Annotated in this window: 14 protein-coding genes; 12 read left to right on the top strand and 2 right to left on the bottom strand. The window is 69.2% G+C overall.

The window, feature by feature from the left end:
• The first annotated feature begins 90 nt into the window (after window positions 1-90).
• Window positions 91-1,662, top strand: coding sequence for an alpha/beta hydrolase (locus tag OG858_RS37210; protein ID WP_319064156.1), 1,572 nt, complete (start codon window positions 91-93; stop codon window positions 1,660-1,662).
• A 70-nt stretch (window positions 1,663-1,732) separates the two neighbouring features.
• Window positions 1,733-2,263: a GNAT family N-acetyltransferase gene (locus OG858_RS37205; RefSeq protein ID WP_086747498.1), complete on the top strand. Its 531-nt coding sequence runs from the start codon at window positions 1,733-1,735 to the stop codon at window positions 2,261-2,263.
• A gap of 70 nt (window positions 2,264-2,333) precedes the next feature.
• Here the strand turns inward: OG858_RS37205 and OG858_RS37200 are convergent, their stop codons facing one another.
• Entirely contained in the window at window positions 2,334-2,909 is a 576-nt protein-coding gene (locus OG858_RS37200) for an adenylosuccinate lyase (RefSeq protein WP_086747497.1), read from the bottom strand.
• 372 nt (window positions 2,910-3,281) lie between these two features.
• Here OG858_RS37200 and OG858_RS37195 point away from each other — a divergent pair, with 372 nt between their 5' ends.
• From OG858_RS37195 to OG858_RS37150, 10 genes are all read left to right on the top strand, one after another.
• Window positions 3,282-5,105, top strand: a complete 1,824-nt coding sequence (locus OG858_RS37195; RefSeq protein WP_319064157.1) for a 3-hydroxyacyl-CoA dehydrogenase family protein — start codon at window positions 3,282-3,284, stop codon at window positions 5,103-5,105.
• A gap of 388 nt (window positions 5,106-5,493) precedes the next feature.
• Window positions 5,494-6,303 (top strand): TetR family transcriptional regulator, encoded by an 810-nt coding sequence (locus OG858_RS37190; RefSeq protein ID WP_256960519.1) that lies wholly within the window; start codon window positions 5,494-5,496, stop codon window positions 6,301-6,303.
• 420 nt (window positions 6,304-6,723) lie between these two features.
• Window positions 6,724-8,061: a crotonyl-CoA carboxylase/reductase gene (ccrA, locus tag OG858_RS37185; protein WP_086749058.1), complete on the top strand. Its 1,338-nt coding sequence runs from the start codon at window positions 6,724-6,726 to the stop codon at window positions 8,059-8,061.
• A 9-nt stretch (window positions 8,062-8,070) separates the two neighbouring features.
• Complete coding sequence (locus OG858_RS37180; RefSeq protein WP_086749059.1) at window positions 8,071-10,131, top strand: protein meaA; 2,061 nt, start codon at window positions 8,071-8,073, stop codon at window positions 10,129-10,131.
• Window positions 10,128-11,102, top strand: coding sequence for an HpcH/HpaI aldolase/citrate lyase family protein (locus OG858_RS37175; RefSeq protein WP_086749060.1), 975 nt, complete (start codon window positions 10,128-10,130; stop codon window positions 11,100-11,102). The genes OG858_RS37180 and OG858_RS37175 overlap by 4 nt, the downstream gene beginning before the upstream one ends.
• A 5-nt stretch (window positions 11,103-11,107) precedes the next feature.
• Window positions 11,108-11,620 (top strand): MaoC family dehydratase, encoded by a 513-nt coding sequence (locus OG858_RS37170; protein WP_319064158.1) that lies wholly within the window; start codon window positions 11,108-11,110, stop codon window positions 11,618-11,620.
• Window positions 11,621-11,622: 2 nt separating this feature from the next.
• Window positions 11,623-12,828 (top strand): acyl-CoA dehydrogenase family protein, encoded by a 1,206-nt coding sequence (locus OG858_RS37165; protein WP_046706920.1) that lies wholly within the window; start codon window positions 11,623-11,625, stop codon window positions 12,826-12,828.
• Window positions 12,829-13,019: 191 nt separating this feature from the next.
• Window positions 13,020-13,676, top strand: coding sequence for a phosphatidylserine decarboxylase (locus tag OG858_RS37160; protein ID WP_086749063.1), 657 nt, complete (start codon window positions 13,020-13,022; stop codon window positions 13,674-13,676).
• 67 nt (window positions 13,677-13,743) lie between these two features.
• Complete coding sequence (gene pssA / locus OG858_RS37155; RefSeq protein ID WP_373420820.1) at window positions 13,744-14,526, top strand: CDP-diacylglycerol--serine O-phosphatidyltransferase; 783 nt, start codon at window positions 13,744-13,746, stop codon at window positions 14,524-14,526.
• A 202-nt stretch (window positions 14,527-14,728) separates the two neighbouring features.
• Entirely contained in the window at window positions 14,729-15,952 is a 1,224-nt protein-coding gene (locus OG858_RS37150; protein ID WP_328544018.1) for an alpha/beta fold hydrolase, read from the top strand.
• A 3-nt stretch (window positions 15,953-15,955) separates the two neighbouring features.
• Here OG858_RS37150 and OG858_RS37145 read toward each other — a convergent pair whose 3' ends face one another.
• Window positions 15,956-17,074 (bottom strand): glycerate kinase, encoded by a 1,119-nt coding sequence (locus tag OG858_RS37145; RefSeq protein ID WP_086749066.1) that lies wholly within the window; start codon window positions 17,072-17,074, stop codon window positions 15,956-15,958.
• Window positions 17,075-17,132 lie beyond the last annotated feature (58 nt).

The raw sequence follows: 17,132 nt of genomic DNA, 5'->3' as shown, positions 1-17,132 counted from the left end.
GGCGTTCTCCGGAGGGTGCGGTCCGGGACGATGCGCGACGAAGGCCGTGGCGTGCACGGCCCGAAATCCTCCGTCCTGGGAGGCCTGACGATGAAGAAACGCGCAGCTGCTCTGTGCGGTGCCGCCGCCGTGTTGGCCGGAATGGTCACGGCGGTCCCGGCCGGCGCGAGCGGTGCTTCCGCCACCGCACCGGTGGCGAAGCCCGCCTGGAAGAAGTGCGCCACCGGCACCTATCGGACGCTCCAGTGCGCCTCCCTGAAAGTGCCGCTGGACCACCGCGATCCGAACGGCAAGAAGATCACACTCGCCCTCTCCCGCGTCCCCCACACCGCGAAGACGTACCAGGGCCCCCTGCTGGTCAACCCGGGCGGCCCCGGCGGCAGCGGCCTCACCCTGGCCGGATTCGTCGCGTCCTCGCTGCCGAAGAAGGTGGCGGCGCAGTACGACGTCATCGGCTTCGACCCGCGCGGCGTGGGCAAGAGCAAGCCGGCACTGAACTGCAGGCCGGGCCACTTCTCGTCGGTGCGCCCCGACTCCCTGCCGAGCACCCCGAAGATCGAGCGGGCCAACCTGAAGCGCGCCGAGGCCTTCGCCAAGGCCTGCGCCAAGAAGTACGCGGGCGTGCTGCCGTACATCGACACGATCAGCGCGGTCAAGGACATGGACGCCATCCGCGCGGCCCTCGGCGCCAAGAAGATCAACTACTTCGGGTACTCGTACGGCACCTACCTGGGCGCCGTGTACGCCAAGCTCTTCCCGAACCGTGTCCGGCGTGCGGTGCTGGACTCCGTGGTCGACCCCACGGGGGTCTGGTACGACGGCAACCTCCAGCAGGACCAGGCGTTCAACGACCGCCACCGGGCGCTGATGGCCTGGATCGCCAAGCACGACAAGACGTACGGGCTCGGCACCGATCCGGAGAGGATCGAGGCCAAGTGGTACGCGATGCGGGCGACGCTGGCCGACAAGCCCGCGGACGGCAAGGTGGGAGCCTCCGAACTGGAGGACACGTTCATGCCCGGCGGCTACTACAACGGCTACTGGCCCTATCTCGCCGAGGCGTTCGCCGCCTTCGTGGAGAAGAAGAACGACGATCCACTGGTCGAGGCGTACGAGAACTTCGGCGCCGTCGACGCGGCCGGCGACAACGGTTACAGCGTCTACGCCTCGGTGCAGTGCCGTGACGCGCGCTGGACCCGCGACTGGGAGGAGTGGCGCGACGACAACTGGGCGGTGTACGAGAAGGCGCCGTTCATGACCTGGAACAACGCCTGGTACAACGCGCCCTGCGCGTTCTGGCCCACGAAGTCCCTCGACCCCGTGGACGTCTCCAACACCGAGCTGCCGCCGGTCCTCATCTTCCAGGCGACGGACGACGCGGCGACCCCCTACGAGGGTGCAGTCGTCACCCATCACCTCCTGCGCGGCTCCAGCCTGGTCGTCGAGGAGGGCGGCGGGAATCACGGCATCTCGCTGAGCGGCAACGCCTGCCTGGACAAGCACCTGACGGCGTATCTGACCGACGGCAGGGTGCCGCGCGGCCAGGGCGAGACCGACGCCGTCTGCAAGAAGCTCGCCGACCCCAAGCCGCTGAGCAAGAAGGCCGTGTCGACCTCGTCCCGAGGCTCGACGCTGCACGGCCTGCTGGGCTTCCGCGGCTGAGCCGGGGGCCGTTGGGGTCCCGCCGGAAATCCGCGGGATTCCCACGGCCACCCCCGCCTAGGGTGCCGCCATGAACGACGCCCCCCATGACCTCCGCATTCGCGAGATGACCCTGTCCGACTGCCGTCCCGTGGCCGAGATCCGCGTAGGAGGCTGGCGGACCGCGTACGCCGGGCTCGTCCCCCGGTCGTACCTCGACGCGATGGACGTGGAGAAGGACGCCGAGATGCGCCGGGTGATGCTCTCGAAGGCCGGCAACCCCGTGGTGAACCTGATCGCCGAGCGCGCCGGGGAGATCGTCGGCTGGGCGGCGTACGGCCCCTACCGCGACGGCGAAGTGCGCACCGGGGAAGCCGAGTTGTACGCGATCTACATACGACCGGGCCACTTCGGCGCCGGCGTGGGCACCGCGCTGCTGAGGGAGTCCGCCGAGCGCTGCGAGGCAGCCGGCCACGGCCGCATGCTCCTGTGGGTCCTCAAGGAGAACACCCGGGCCCGCCGCTTCTACGAACACCACGGCTTCCACCCGGACGGGGCCGAGGAACCCTTCGAGGCGGGCGGGGTCGAGGTGCCCGAGGTCCGGTACGGACGCGCCCTGTGAGAGGCGCGGGAAACCGAGCGACAAGCCCTCACCGGACCCGCGGCCGCATCACGGCCCCGGCAGCGCAGCGCTACCGCTGCTTGGGGATGCGCGCCAGTGCCCGCACCGCCGCCTCCGCGAGCGTCGGATGCGCCAAAGCCTCGTTCAGTACGGTCCTGGCGCGGGCGTCCTCCAGAGCCCCCAGTCCCTCCACGCACGCGAGCGCCACCCGGCGGTAGGGATCGTGCGGTCTCAGGCGGCGCCGGAGTGTGGTGATCAGCGCCGGGACGGACTCGGGGGCGCGGAGCTCGGCGAGCAGGCGTACGGGATGCAGGGCGTAGGCGACGCGGAGTTCGTTGGTCGCGAGAGCGGCCGCCGCACGCGCGGTGCGCGGGTCCCGGAGACGGGCCAGTGCGTATGCCGCGGAGGCGCAGCGCGGCGGATCCCGGTGGTTGAGCAACAGGACAAGGGCCTCGAAGGCCCGCCGGTCCCCGACGACACCCAACCGGAACGCGGCCAACTCCCGCGCCCACAAGGGCTGTCCCGGCTCGATGAGCAGGGCCGCCAGTTCGTCCGTGGACTCCGTCGTGACAAGCCGCTCGTATCCCGCCGCGCCCCCCGACTCGCTCCGCACACGCTCCGTGAGTGATCGCAACTCCTCGTCCATGTCATCGAGCGTACGGGCGCCCGGCGCGCACGGGGGACGTACCTCACAAACACGGGGGCTGGCGCGCTCGTTACCCACCGGTTAAGCTCAGACGAGCGAGATACCCACTCGTGTTCGCTCTCGACGGTTTGGTGACGCAGCCGTTAGGAGCACAGTCGGTTCGGTACCTGGAGTACCAGTACGGCTCGGCCTCGGGACAGGGCCGGTCGGTTCAGCCGTTCCCCGGGCGTGTGCACGCCCGCGGCGACGGCACCGGGCGTGTGCGTTCATCAGCCCGGCACCACCCCACACCCGCACGCCACGCGCCGGTTGCGCGCTCTTCGCGTACCCGCGGCGTTTCCCTCAGCCGTCACCTCATCCTGGAGTCCCGCGATGGCCACTCCCCTTTCCGACTCGTCAATGTCCCCTCTGTCTGCGCAACCCCCGTTCCAGACGATCGCCGTGGTCGGTCTCGGCACCATGGGCACCGGTATCGCCGAAGTGCTGGCCCGGGCCGGCCGCGAGGTCGTCGGCATCGACATCAGCGAGGCCGCCGGCGCGCGTGCCGTCACCGCGCTGGAGGCCGCGACCGAGCGCGCCGTGGCCCGTGGACGCATCACCGAGCAGGAGCGCGGCGACGTGCTCGCCCGCTTCCGCACCTTCACCGACCTCCAGGCCGCGGCCGACGCCGACCTGGTGATCGAGGTCGTCCCGGAGTCGTACGAGATCAAGCAGCAGGTCTTCCGTGAGCTGGACGCGATCGTGCGTCCCGAGGCCGTCCTCGCCACCGGCACCAACGCCCTGTCGGTGACACGGCTGGCCGCCGAGTCGGCGCGTCCGGAGCGGGTGCTCGGGCTGCACTTCTTCAACCCGGCGCCCGCGATGAAGCTGGTCGAGGTCGTCTCCTCGGTGCTGACCGCCCCCCAGGCCGTCGCCTCGGTCACGGATCTCGCCCTCGACCTGGGCAAGGAGCCCGTCGCGGTCGGCGACCGGCCCGGATTCGTCGCCGACGGGCTGCTGTTCGGCTACCTCAACCAGGCCGCCGCGATGTACGAGGCCAAGTACGCCTCCCGCGAGGACATCGACGCGGCGATGCGGCTCGGCTGCGGTCTGCCGATGGGCCCGCTGGCGCTGCTGGACCTGATCGGCGTCGACACCGCGCGCACGGTCCTGGAGGCCATGTACACGGCCTCGCACGACCGGCTGCACGCACCGGCGCCCATCCTCAAGCAGCTCAGCGAGGCGGGCCTGACCGGCCGCAAGTCGGGGCGCGGCTTCTACTCCTACGAGGCCCCCGGCTCCGCCACCGTCGTGCGGGACGCGCTGACGCCGCTGGACGGGGTCAGCGCGACCCCCGGGCGCACCGTCCGCTCGGTGGGTGTCGCGGGCTCCGGGACCATGGGGTCCGGGATCGCCGAGGTGTTCGCGAAGGCCGGGTACGAGGTCGTGCTGGCCGCCCGCAGCGAGGAGAAGGCGCAGGCCGCGAAGGCCCGTATCGGCAAGTCGCTCGCCCGCTCCGTCGACAAGGGCCGGCTGACGGTCGAGGCCGCCGCCGAGACACTGGACCGGATCACCCCGGCGAGCTCGTACGACGCCTTCGCGGATGTCGACCTGGCTCTGGAGGCCGTGGCCGAGGACCTGGAGGTCAAGCGGCAGCTGTTCGCGACCTTCGACAAGGTCTGCAAGCCGGGCGCGATCCTCGCCACCACCACCTCCTCGCTGCCCGTCGTCGCCTGCGCCCGCGCCACCTCGCGCCCGCAGGACGTGATCGGCATGCACTTCTTCAACCCGGCCCCGGCGATGAAGCTGGTCGAGGTGGTCCGTACGGTCCTGACCGCCGACGACGTGCACGCCACCGTCCGCGAGGTGTGCACGAAGGTCCGCAAGCATCCGGTGGACTGCGGCGACCGGGCCGGTTTCATCGTGAACGCGTTGCTGTTCCCGTACCTGAACAACGCGATCAAGATGGTCCAGGAGCACTACGCGACGCTGGACGACATCGACGCGGCCATGAAGCTGGGCGGCGGCTACCCGATGGGCCCGTTCGAACTGCTGGACGTGGTCGGGCTGGACGTGTCGCTGGCCATCGAGAAGGTCCTGCACCGCGAGTTCCGCGACCCGGGGCTGGCCCCGGCGCCGCTGCTGGAGCACCTGGTGGCCGCGGGCTGCCTCGGCCGCAAGACGGGCCGTGGCTTCCGCGAATATGCCAAGCGCTGAGGAGGCGGGCGACAGGATCGGGGCGCCCCCGGACCCGGCGTCCGCGCCGGGCCCGACGGAGACCCGGGCGGACCGATCCGCGGCGGACGCCGACCCGGTGGACCTGTCAGCGGCAGCGAACGGTCCGGTGCGCCGATCGGCGGCGAAGGCGGGCCCGACGGATCGCCCGGCGGTCGGCACCGGTCGTCCGGGTCGGCCGGCGACGGGCACGGACTGGGGTGGGCTGCTGGGCCCGGGCAGCCGTCCTTCGCCCGCCCGCTCCGCCGTCTCCGCGCCCGGCCGATCCCCCGCTCCCCCACCCGCCCACCTGGCCACTCCCCCGTCCGAGCAGGACGGGGGGATGGCAGGACACGCGCACTCCCCTGCACGGATGCAGTACGTTCGGGGCATGTCCCAGCCCGCCAAGTCCTCACGTACACCGGCTGCGCCCGACGCTCCGGAGAGCGCCGCGGGCAGCCGCGCCGCCGCCCAACGCCTCAAGATGCGCCGGGAACTGGCGGCCGCGGCCATGGAGCTGTTCTCGACCAAGGGGTACGAGGCGACCACAGTCGACGAGATCGCGGCGGCGGCCGGGGTCGCCCGCCGCACCTTCTTCCGTCACTTCCGCTCCAAGGAAGAGGCGATCTTCCCGGACCACGACGACACCCTGATCCGTGCGGAGGCGGTGCTGAACGCCGCTCCCCAGCACGAGCACCCGCTCGACACGGTGTGCCGCGGCATCAAGGAAGTCATGAGGATGTACGCGGCCCGGCCGGAGATCTCGGTCGCCCGCTACAAGCTGACCCGTGAGGTCCCCACCCTGCGGGAGGCGGAGATCGCCTCCGTGGCCCGCTACGAGCGCCTGTTCACCCGCTATCTGCTGGGCCACTTCGACGAGCACGCCCACCACGACGACGGCAACGACGACCCGCTGCTCGCCGAGGTGGCCGCGTCGGCGGTCGTCACCGCGCACAACCACGTGCTGCGGCGGTGGCTCAGGTCCGGTGGGCAGGGCGACGTCGAGACGCAGCTCGACCACGCCTTCGCCATCGTGCGCAGGACGTTCGGCACGGGCATCGGCGCGGGCCGCACCATGGCGCCCGAGCCGGTCGCCGCGACGGTGTCCACCCACGGCGAGGTCCTGGTGACGGTCGCCCGCACGGACGCCCCCCTCGACGAGGTCATGCGAACCATCGAAGAGGCGCTCCGGGACCGCTGAGACCCGACCCGAACCACTTTTTACCCATCGGTAACTGTGATGACGGCCACCCCACCGGGTGGCCGTTTTGGCATGTCAGAGGCCCTTTTCAACCCCCACCTGATCGATCATCGCTCAGGTGTTACGTAAAGATTTCACCTGAGCGAACTTTCTGGCACTCGGTGCCTTGCGGGGTGACACGGCGTGCCATACGTTGAAGGAGTCCGGGCGGCCGGCGTGCAGAGAACTCTCGTACGTCGGCTGTCCCCGCAGACCACGGTCCGCGTGCCCGGACGCCTGCGTCACAGGCACCCTTCCGCGCCACAAAGCGCCGCCGCAGCACCACCTCCGCCGAACCGACGGCATCACACCCAGCTCAGCACCCGACGTAACCCTCAGCAGCGTCCCTCCCTCAGGACGCACGTCGCCGGAGGCACCACCGTGAAGGAAATCCTGGACGCGATCCAGTCGCCCGACTCCACGTCGGCCGACTTCGCCGCACTGCCGCTCCCCGAGTCGTACCGTGCGATCACCGTGCACAAGGACGAGACGGAGATGTTCGCGGGACTCACCACCCGCGACAAGGACCCCCGCAAGTCGATCCACCTCGACGAGGTTCCGCTCCCGGAGCTCGGCCCGGGCGAGGCCCTGGTGGCCGTCATGGCCTCCTCGGTCAACTACAACTCCGTGTGGACCTCGATCTTCGAGCCGCTGTCCACCTTCGGCTTCCTGGAGCGCTACGGAAAGCTCTCCGAGCTGACCAAGCGCCACGACCTGCCCTACCACATCATCGGCTCCGACCTCGCGGGCGTCGTCCTGCGCACCGGCCCCGGCGTCAACGCCTGGCGGCCCGGCGACGAGGTCGTCGCGCACTGCCTGAGCGTGGAGCTGGAGTCGTCCGACGGCCACAACGACACGATGCTCGACCCCGAGCAGCGGATCTGGGGCTTCGAGACCAACTTCGGCGGCCTCGCCGAGATCGCGCTCGTCAAGTCCAACCAGCTGATGCCGAAGCCCGACCACCTCAGCTGGGAGGAGGCCGCCGCCCCGGGCCTGGTGAACTCCACCGCCTACCGGCAGCTGGTCTCCCGCAACGGCGCCGGCATGAAGCAGGGCGACAACGTGCTGATCTGGGGCGCCAGCGGCGGCCTCGGCAGTTACGCCACCCAGTTCGCGCTGGCCGGCGGCGCCAACCCGATCTGTGTCGTCTCCAGCGAGCAGAAGGCCGACATCTGCCGGGCCATGGGCGCCGAGGCGATCATCGACCGCACCGCCGAGGACTACAAGTTCTGGAAGGACGAACACAACCAGGACCCGAAGGAGTGGAAGCGCTTCGGCAAGCGCATCCGCGAACTCACCGGGGGCGAGGACGTCGACATCGTCTTCGAGCACCCGGGCCGCGAGACCTTCGGCGCGTCGGTGTACGTCACCCGCAAGGGCGGCACGATCGTCACCTGCGCCTCGACGTCGGGCTTCAACCACGAGTACGACAATCGCTACCTGTGGATGTCGCTGAAGCGGATCATCGGCTCGCACTTCGCGAACTACCGCGAGGCCTGGGAGGCCAACCGCCTCGTCGCCAAGGGCAAGATCCACCCGACGCTGTCGAAGGTCTACTCCCTGGAGGAGACCGGGCAGGCCGCGTACGACGTGCACCGCAACCTCCACCAGGGCAAGGTCGGCGTGCTGTGCCTCGCCCCCGAGGAGGGCCTCGGGGTGCGCGACCACGACAAGCGCGCCCGGCACGTCGACGCCATCAACCGCTTCCGGAACATCTGAGGTCCCAAGATGAGTGAGCGTCAGCCCGCCGAAGGCGGCAAGCGGGAGAAGGACCGGCCGTGGCTCATGCGCACGTACGCCGGTCACTCCACGGCGGAGGCGTCCAACGAGCTGTACCGGCGCAACCTCGCCAAGGGGCAGACGGGTCTGTCGGTCGCCTTCGACCTGCCGACCCAGACCGGCTACGACTCCGACCACATCCTCGCCCGCGGCGAGGTCGGCCGGGTCGGCGTCCCGGTGGCCCATCTCGGTGACATGCGCAGGCTGTTCCAGGACATCCCCCTGGAGCAGATGAACACCTCGATGACCATCAACGCCACCGCCATGTGGCTGCTGGCGCTCTACCAGGTCGTGGCGGAGGAGCAGGGCGCGGACATCACCCAGCTCCAGGGCACGACCCAGAACGACATCGTCAAGGAGTACCTGTCGCGGGGCACCCATGTGTTCCCGCCGGGACCCTCACTCCGGCTGACGACGGACATGATCGCGTACACGGTCTCCCACATGCCCAAGTGGAACCCGATCAACATCTGCAGCTACCACCTGCAGGAGGCGGGCGCCACGCCGGTGCAGGAGATCGCGTACGCGATGTCCACGGCGATCGCGGTGCTGGACGCCGTACGGGACTCGGGCCAGGTCCCGGCCGAGAAGTTCGGTGACGTCGTCGCCCGTATCTCCTTCTTCGTGAACGCGGGAGTCCGCTTCGTCGAGGAGATGTGCAAGATGCGGGCCTTCGGGCGGATCTGGGACCGGATCACCCGCGAGCGGTACGGCATCGAGAACGCCAAGCAGCGGCGTTTCCGGTACGGCGTCCAGGTCAACTCCCTCGGTCTGACCGAGGCGCAGCCGGAGAACAACGTCCAGCGGATCGTCCTGGAGATGCTGGCCGTGACCCTCTCCAAGGACGCACGGGCCCGGGCGGTCCAGCTGCCGGCCTGGAACGAGGCCCTGGGCCTGCCCCGGCCGTGGGACCAGCAGTGGTCGCTGCGAATCCAGCAGGTGCTGGCGCACGAGAGCGATCTGCTGGAGTACGAGGACATATTCGAGGGCTCGCACGTCATCGAGGCGAAGGTGACCCAGCTGGTCGAGGAGTCCTTCGCCGAGATCGAGCGGATCCAGGAGATGGGCGGCGCGATGGCCGCCGTCGAGTCCGGCTACCTCAAGTCGCAACTGGTCTCCTCGCACGCCGAACGCCGGGCCCGGATCGAGTCGGGCCAGGAGAAGATCGTCGGGGTCAACGTCTTCGAGTCGACGGAGCCGAACCCGCTGACCGCCGACCTGGACGCGGCGATCCAGACGGTGGACCCTGCGGTCGAGGCGCGGGTGATCAAGTCCCTCCAGAGCTGGCGCGACACGCGCTACCAGCCGCCCTTCAACCACCCGCGCCCGTGCAAGGCGCTGGATCGGCTGAAGGAGGCCGCGAAGGGCTCCGGCAACCTCATGGAGGCCACCCTGGAGTGCGCCCGCGCCGGGGTCACGACCGGCGAGTGGTCCGGGGCCCTGCGCGAGGTGTTCGGGGAGTTCCGGGCGCCGACCGGTGTGTCGTCGGCGCCGGTGGCCGTCTCCGCCGAGGAGGGCTCGGCCATGTCGGAGGTCCGCCGCAAGGTGGAGCTGACGGCGAAGGACCTGAACGTCGGCAAACTCCGCTTCCTGGTCGGCAAGCCGGGTCTGGACGGGCACTCCAACGGGGCCGAGCAGATCGCCGTGCGGGCCCGTGACTCGGGCTTCGAGGTGGTCTACCAGGGCATCCGGCTCACCCCGGAACAGATCGTGGACGCGGCGATCGCCGAGGACGTGCACGCGGTCGGCCTGTCCATCCTCTCCGGCTCGCACGCCCAGCTGGTGCCGGACGTGCTGGACCGGCTGCGGGAGGCCGGTGCCGCCGACATCCCGGTGATCGCCGGCGGGATCATCCCGAACGCGGACGCCGCACAGCTCAGGGCCGCCGGAGTGGCCGCCGTGTTCACCCCGAAGGACTTCGACATCACCGGGATCATCGGCCGTATCGTCGACGAGATCCGCAAGGCCAACAAGCTCAGCCCCCTCATCAGCACGGAGGTCCCCGCATGACCAGCCCTGTTCCTCAGGTGAACCGCCTTCGTCCGCGGCGCTCCTGCCTCGCGGTGCCGGGAAGCAACCCGCGCTTCCTGGAGAAGGCCCAGGGCCTCCCGGCGGACCAGGTCTTCCTCGACCTGGAGGACGCCTGCGCCCCGCTCGCCAAGCCCGAGGCGCGGCACACCATCGTCAAGTTCCTCAACGAGGGCGACTGGACCGGCAAGACGCGGGTCGTACGGGTCAACGACTGGACGACGGAGTGGACGTACCGCGATGTCGTCACGGTCGTCGAGGGTGCCGGTCAGAACCTCGACTGCATCATGCTGCCGAAGGTGCAGACCGCCCAGCAGGTCGTCGCCCTCGACCTCCTGCTGACCCAGATCGAGAAGACGATGGGCTTCGAGGTCGGCAAGATCGGCATCGAGGCGCAGATCGAGAACGCGCAGGGCCTGAACAACGTCAACGAGATCGCGACGGCGTCCCAGCGCGTGGAGACGATCATCTTCGGCCCTGCCGACTTCATGGCGTCGATCAACATGAAGTCACTGGTCGTGGGCGAGCAGCCGCCCGGCTACCCGGCGGACGCCTACCACTACATCCTGATGAAGATCCTGATGGCCGCCCGCGCCAACAACCTCCAGGCGATCGACGGCCCCTACCTGCAGATCCGCAACGTCGACGGCTACCGCGAGGTCGCGCAGCGGGCCGCCGCGCTCGGCTTCGACGGCAAGTGGGTGCTGCACCCGGGCCAGGTCGATGCGTCCAACGAGATCTTCTCGCCCTCGCAGGAGGACTTCGACCACGCCGAGCTGATCCTGGACGCGTACGACTACTGCACGTCCGAGGCGGGCGGCAAGAAGGGCTCGGCGATGCTCGGCGACGAGATGATCGACGAGGCCAGCCGCAAGATGGCCCTGGTCATCTCCGGCAAGGGGCGGGCGGCGGGAATGACCCGTACGTCGAAGTTCGAGATCCCGGAGGCCTGAGCGCGATGCAGTTCGGACGCACCTACGAGGAGTTCGAGGTCGGGGCGGTGTACAAGCACTGGCCCGGGAAGACGGTCACGGAGTACGACGACCATCTCTTCTGTCTCCTCACCATGAACCACCACCCGCTCCACATGGACAGCAACTACGCCGAGAAGACGACCGACTTCGGCAAGAACGTCGTGGTGGGGAACTACATCTACTCGCTGCTGCTGGGCATGTCCGTGCCGGACGTCTCCGGCAAGGCGATCGCGAACCTGGAGATCGAGTCGCTGAAGCACGTGGCGCCGACCTTCCACGGCGACACGATCTACGGCGAGACGACGGTGCTCGACAAGTGGCCGTCGAAGTCGAAGAACGACCGCGGCATCGTCCACGTCGAGACCAAGGGCTACAAGCAGGACGGCACGCTGGTGTGCGTGTTCCGCCGCAAGGTCATGGTGCCGACCGAGACGTACATCAAGGAGCGCGGCGGCGAACAGCCCGGCCGCCCCGAGCTCAGGGAGCAGGAGAAGTAGCCATGGCGCGACTCGCCCAGACCGCAGGTCTGACCGACATCCAGCAGGAGATCCTGTCCACCGTCCGTGACTTCGTGGACAAGGAGATCATCCCGGTCGCGACGGAGCTGGAGCACCGCGACGAGTACCCGCAGGCGATCGTCGACGGGCTGAAGGAACTGGGCCTGTTCGGCCTGATGATCCCCGAGGAGTACGGCGGTCTGGGCGAGTCCCTCCTCACCTACGCGCTGTGCGTGGAGGAGATCGCCCGGGGCTGGATGTCCGTGTCCGGCATCATCAACACGCACTTCATCGTGGCGTACATGCTGAAGCAGCACGGCACGCAGGAGCAGAAGGACCACTTCCTGCCGAGGATGGCAGCCGGTGACGTCCGGGGCGCCTTCTCGATGTCGGAGCCGGGTCTCGGTTCGGATGTGTCGGCGATCACCTCCAAGGCGGTCAAGGACGGCGACGACTACGTCCTGAACGGTCAGAAGATGTGGCTGACCAACGGTGGGACGTCAACACTCGTCGCCGTACTCGTCCGAAGTGACGAAGGCCACCCCGAGGGCACGGCCCCTCACAAGTCGATGACCACCTTCCTGATCGAGAAGGAACCCGGTTTCGGAGAGGTCCGCCCCGGCCTCACCATTCCCGGGAAGATCGACAAGATGGGCTACAAGGGCGTCGACACGACCGAGCTCATCATGGACGGACTGCGCATTCCGGCCAATCGCGTACTCGGCGGCACCACCGGCCGAGGGTTTTACCAAATGATGGACGGCGTCGAGGTCGGCCGGGTCAATGTGGCCGCACGTGGCTGCGGAGTCGCTCAGCGTGCGTTCGAACTCGGTGTCTCGTACGCCCAACAGCGCCACACCTTCGGCAAACCGATCGCCCAGCACCAGGCGATCCAGTTCAAGCTGGCCGAGATGGCTACCAAGGTCGAGGCCGCCCATGCGATGATGGTGAACGCAGCTCGCAAAAAGGACTCGGGCGAACGAAACGACCTCGAAGCAGGGATGGCGAAGTACCTCGCCTCCGAATACTGCAAGGAAGTCGTCGAGGACGCTTTCCGGATCCACGGCGGTTACGGCTTCTCCAAGGAGTACGAGATCGAGCGCCTCTACCGTGAGGCACCGATGCTGCTGATCGGTGAAGGTACCGCCGAAATCCAGAAAATGATCATCGGTCGTCGACTGCTCGAAGAGTATCGATTCCAGGGCTAGCCCAAGTCCGGCCCGGGGTCGGTTGTCTGGTTCGGGGTGTTTTCTACGAGAAGAAGATCACACCCCGTGAGTACTCTTCGGTCGTCGACTCCGCTTCCTGGCTTGCCCAGTTGCGGTCCGCGACCGGTACGATCCCCGGAAAGCCGCCGTCCCCAGTCACCGCGCGGCATCATCCGCTACGAAGGTCATCCATGCCCCACAGCCAAACCTCTGCACCACGCGACAGCCTCGTCGGCGTACGGCTCGCGCGCGGAGCATCGCCGTGGCTTCTCCCGACCGTCGCCACCGCAGCACTCAGTCTCGCCCGTTCGCGCCGCTCCGGTGCCGCTCGGGCCGTGGCCGTACCCGCCACCGCGCTGGCGGCGGGCATGCTGTGGTTCTTCCGCGACCCCGAGCGTGAGATCGCCCAGGGCCGGGTCATCTCGCCCGCCGACGGAGTGGTGCAGAGCATCATGCCGTGGAAGGACGGACGTACCCGCGTCGCGATCTTCATGAGCCCGCTCAACGTCCACGTCAACCGCGCGCCGCTGTCCGGCACGGTGACGTCGGTCGAGCACATCCCGGGCGGGTTCGTGCCGGCGTTCAACAAGGAGAGCGAGAACAACGAGCGCGTCGTCTGGCACTTCGACACCGAACTCGGTGACATCGAGATGATCCAGATCGCCGGCGCCGTGGCTCGCCGCATCGTCCCGTACATCCCCGAGGGCACCAAGGTCGAGCAGGGTGACCGGATCGGGCTGATCCGCTTCGGCTCGCGCGTCGACATCTACCTGCCCGAGGGTGTGGAGATCGACGTCGAGGTGGGTCAGAAGACCGTGGCTGGGGTGACTCGCATTGACCGTGACTGATCCGGAGACCCAGCCGGGCTGGGTGCCCGAGGCCGACGAGGTCGACGAGGTCGACGAAGAGGAGGAGATGCCTCTTTCTCTCCGCCTGTCGATAGCGGACACCCTCACTCTCGGCAACGCCACATGCGGCTTCATGGCGGTGTACTTCACCACCACCGGCATCCTGATCCCGGACCTCACCGGTAGCCAGGAGCCCGGCATGGCCCGCCACAGCGCGGCCACCGCCGTGATCCTGATGCTGTGCGCGGCGATCTTCGACCTGTTCGACGGGCTAGTGGCGCGCAAGCTCCGCTCCTCGCCGATGGGCGCGGAGCTGGACAACCTCTCCGACCTGATCAGCTTCGGCCTGGCGCCGGCGTACTTCGTCCTCGTCTACGGCATGGTCGCGGACGACGCGCACCAGCGGGTGGCGGCGGTGGGCGCGATCGTCGTGCTGCTGGCCGTGGTGCTGAGACTCGCGAGATTCTCCTGTGTCACGGTCAAGGACGGCACCTTCCAGGGCATGCCGTCGCCGTTCGGTGCGCTGACCGTCGTGTCGATCGTGCTCCTTGAGCTGCCCTTCGTGGCGACCCTCCTGGCGATCCTCGGCACGGCATGGCTGATGGTGAGCCGGGTCGAGTACCCGAAGCCGCGGGGTCCCCTCGCGGGGGCGATGCTCTCCTGGATCGTCCTGTCGATGGGCCTGCTGATGGCCTGGGCCTTCGACGCCCCCGGCGGCCAGCTCCTCCTCCAGACCGGCTGCGCCCTGCAGCTCGTCATGGGCGCGGTGATCCCCCTCTTCGCCACGGCGCGGCGGGTGAACAACTTCCGCGGCAACCGGCGTGAGGCGCGGGCGACGCAGCTGCCCTGACCTTCGCTCCAGCACTGACGGGTGTGGCCCGAGCCATCACGGCTCGGGCCACACCCGTTCCGGGTTCAAGGGCGTCCGCGGTTTGCTCTTGACGAGTCAACTACCTCGTGTGGGGGACAAGTTGCTCGGAGTGAGGAAGCGGAGCACGGTGGAAGAGGGGGATTTCACATCATTTGTTCCACTCCATGGTCAGGAGATGGGCATGACCTCCTACAAGCTCAGAGAGCACAAGGTCAAGCACAGGTCGACGGTCCCGGCGACGGACGGCATCGAGCTGGAACTGCCCGTGAGGGAGTACGACGGCACCCCTGGCAACGGGCACGCGCACGACCGCGAGCCTGTGCTGATGCTGCACGGCAGAAGCGTGCCGGAGCTGGCGGGCTTCGACCTCGCGCCGGTGCCCGGCGGCGACCCCAACCGGTACAGCTGGGCACAGGAACTCGCGCAGGTCGGTTACGACGTCTTCCTGGTGGACCTCCAGGGCTCCGGGCGCTCCCCCCGACCGGGGCAGATGGACGATCCGTACAACACCAATCCGGCGCAGCAGCAACCGGTCCTCGTCGACCACACCATCCCGGCGCCCGGCCCGCCCCCGTACAAGTCCGAGCTGGGCAATTCGGAGAGTGACGGGGCGGAGCTGGCGACGGTGGTGAAGTTCATCAAGTCGCAGGTCGGACCTGGGAAGCGGATCCGCTTCGTCGGCTGGTCCGCGGCCGCGTTCGTCATGGGCCCCTACACCCTCCAGCACCCCGACGACGTCGAGAGCCTGTTCCTCCTCGCTCCGATGTTCCCGCCGCGAGGACGGTGGTCGGGAAAGCCCGACGACCCCTTCGGGCGCCCGCCGGGTGTCACCGCGCTGCCCGTGGGCAAGCCGCCCAACCTGTTCGGCTTCCCGATGCATGTCGCCAGCAAGACCGGATTCCAGAAGTCGCTGACCGGCACCCCCTCCCTGTGGGAGGCCGGCATCGACGAGCGTGTGTGGGCGGCCTGCATGGAGGTCGACCCCGTCGGCAGCAAGTGGGGACCCCAGACGAACGGCGACTACGAGGGTGTCCTGCGATACCGGAACACCTACTGGTGGGGCTGGAACAGCAAGACCGTGCCGCTCCGGAGCGAGGGCAGGTACGTGCTCGGCGACAGGGTTCCCGTGCTCATCCTCTACGGGGAACTGGACCGGACGGCCAACAGCCCGACGCCGATGCCCGACGACCTGCATTTCTCCGTTCCGGATCTCTATGCGGCCATCGGGGGTGCGAAGAAGCTGATGTTCTGCTTCGAGGGATCCAGCCACTCCCTGGCGTGGGAGACCACCGCCCAGGCCATCCACCACTTCTCGAAACTCTGGTTCAAGAACGGCAAGGTGGAGGGCCTCAGCAGCGGCAAGTACTTCAGGGAGCTGGACGGCAATCTGATTCCCCTGCCGTAGGGGTCAGGTGAGGAAGTCCCGCCCGATCCGCTCCGCCGCCTGCTCCAGGATCGGCCCCGGATCGGCGATGCAGCGCTCCACGTCCGGCTCGACGTCCGTCAGGGGATAGACCCGGCGGAAACCGGCCCGCCCCAGCGCCTCCGGCTGGAGCGCCAGGCGGCCACAGACCGCCACGACCTCCTTGCCGACGGCCCGGGCGGCCGCCGCGACCCCGGCGGGTGCCTTGCCGTGGAGGGTCTGCTCGTCGAGCGAGCCCTCGCCGGTGATCACCAGTGTGGCCTTCTCCAGCGCCGCCGAGAAGCCGAGGACGTCGAGCATGACCTCGATGCCGGGGCGGAAACGGGCGCCGAGGACGAGGGCGCCGTAGCCGATGCCGCCGGCGGCACCCGCGCCCGGGGCGAGAGCGTGCTCGGCGGCGTGCTCCCCGACCGTCTTCTCCAGGACGGCCGCGAAGTGGGCCAGGGCCGCGTCCAGCGTCGCCACGTCCTCGGGGCTCGCGCCCTTCTGCGGCCCGTAGACGGCGGGCGCGCCCTTCGGCCCGGTCAGCGGGTTGTCGACGTCGCTGGCGAGGACGAGGTCGATCGACGCGAGTCTGTCGTCGAGGCCCGACAGGTCCGCCGTCACCAGGTCGCGCAGGCCGCCGCCCCCGGGCCCGACGGGCTCCCCCGCCGCGTCCAGGAAGCGTGCCCCGAGCGCGGCGAGCATGCCCGCGCCGCCGTCCGTCGTGGCGCTGCCGCCGACGCCGAACACGATCGTGCGGGCGCCCGCGTCGAGTGCGGCACGCAGCAGTTCCCCGGAGCCGTACGTGGAGGCGGTGAGCGGCGCGAAGGCCCCGACGGGGAGCCGCTGCAACCCGCTGGCCTCGGCCATCTCGACGACGGCTGTGTCGCCGCGCAGCGCGTACGCGGCGGTGACGGGCTCACCGAGCGGGCCTGCGACCCGTACCTCGCGGTGTTCGAAGCCGGCCGCGACCGCCGCGGCCACCGTGCCGTCGCCGCCGTCGGCGACCGGCAACGCCTCGACCTCCAGATCGGGCACCACCCGGCGCAGGCCCGCCGTGACCCGCTCGGCAACCTGGACGGCCGTCAGTGTGCCCTTGAACTTGTCCGCGGCGATCAGCACCCGCGGGACTGCCGTGTCCGTCTCGATGTCCGTCTCGATCCCGTCCACTGCGGCGTTC

It is taken from the genome of Streptomyces europaeiscabiei (assembly GCF_036346855.1).
GTDB classification, from domain to species: domain Bacteria; phylum Actinomycetota; class Actinomycetes; order Streptomycetales; family Streptomycetaceae; genus Streptomyces; species Streptomyces europaeiscabiei.
The sequence above is the reverse complement of the archived record's forward strand: the minus strand, read 5'-3'. Positions and strand labels throughout refer to the sequence as shown.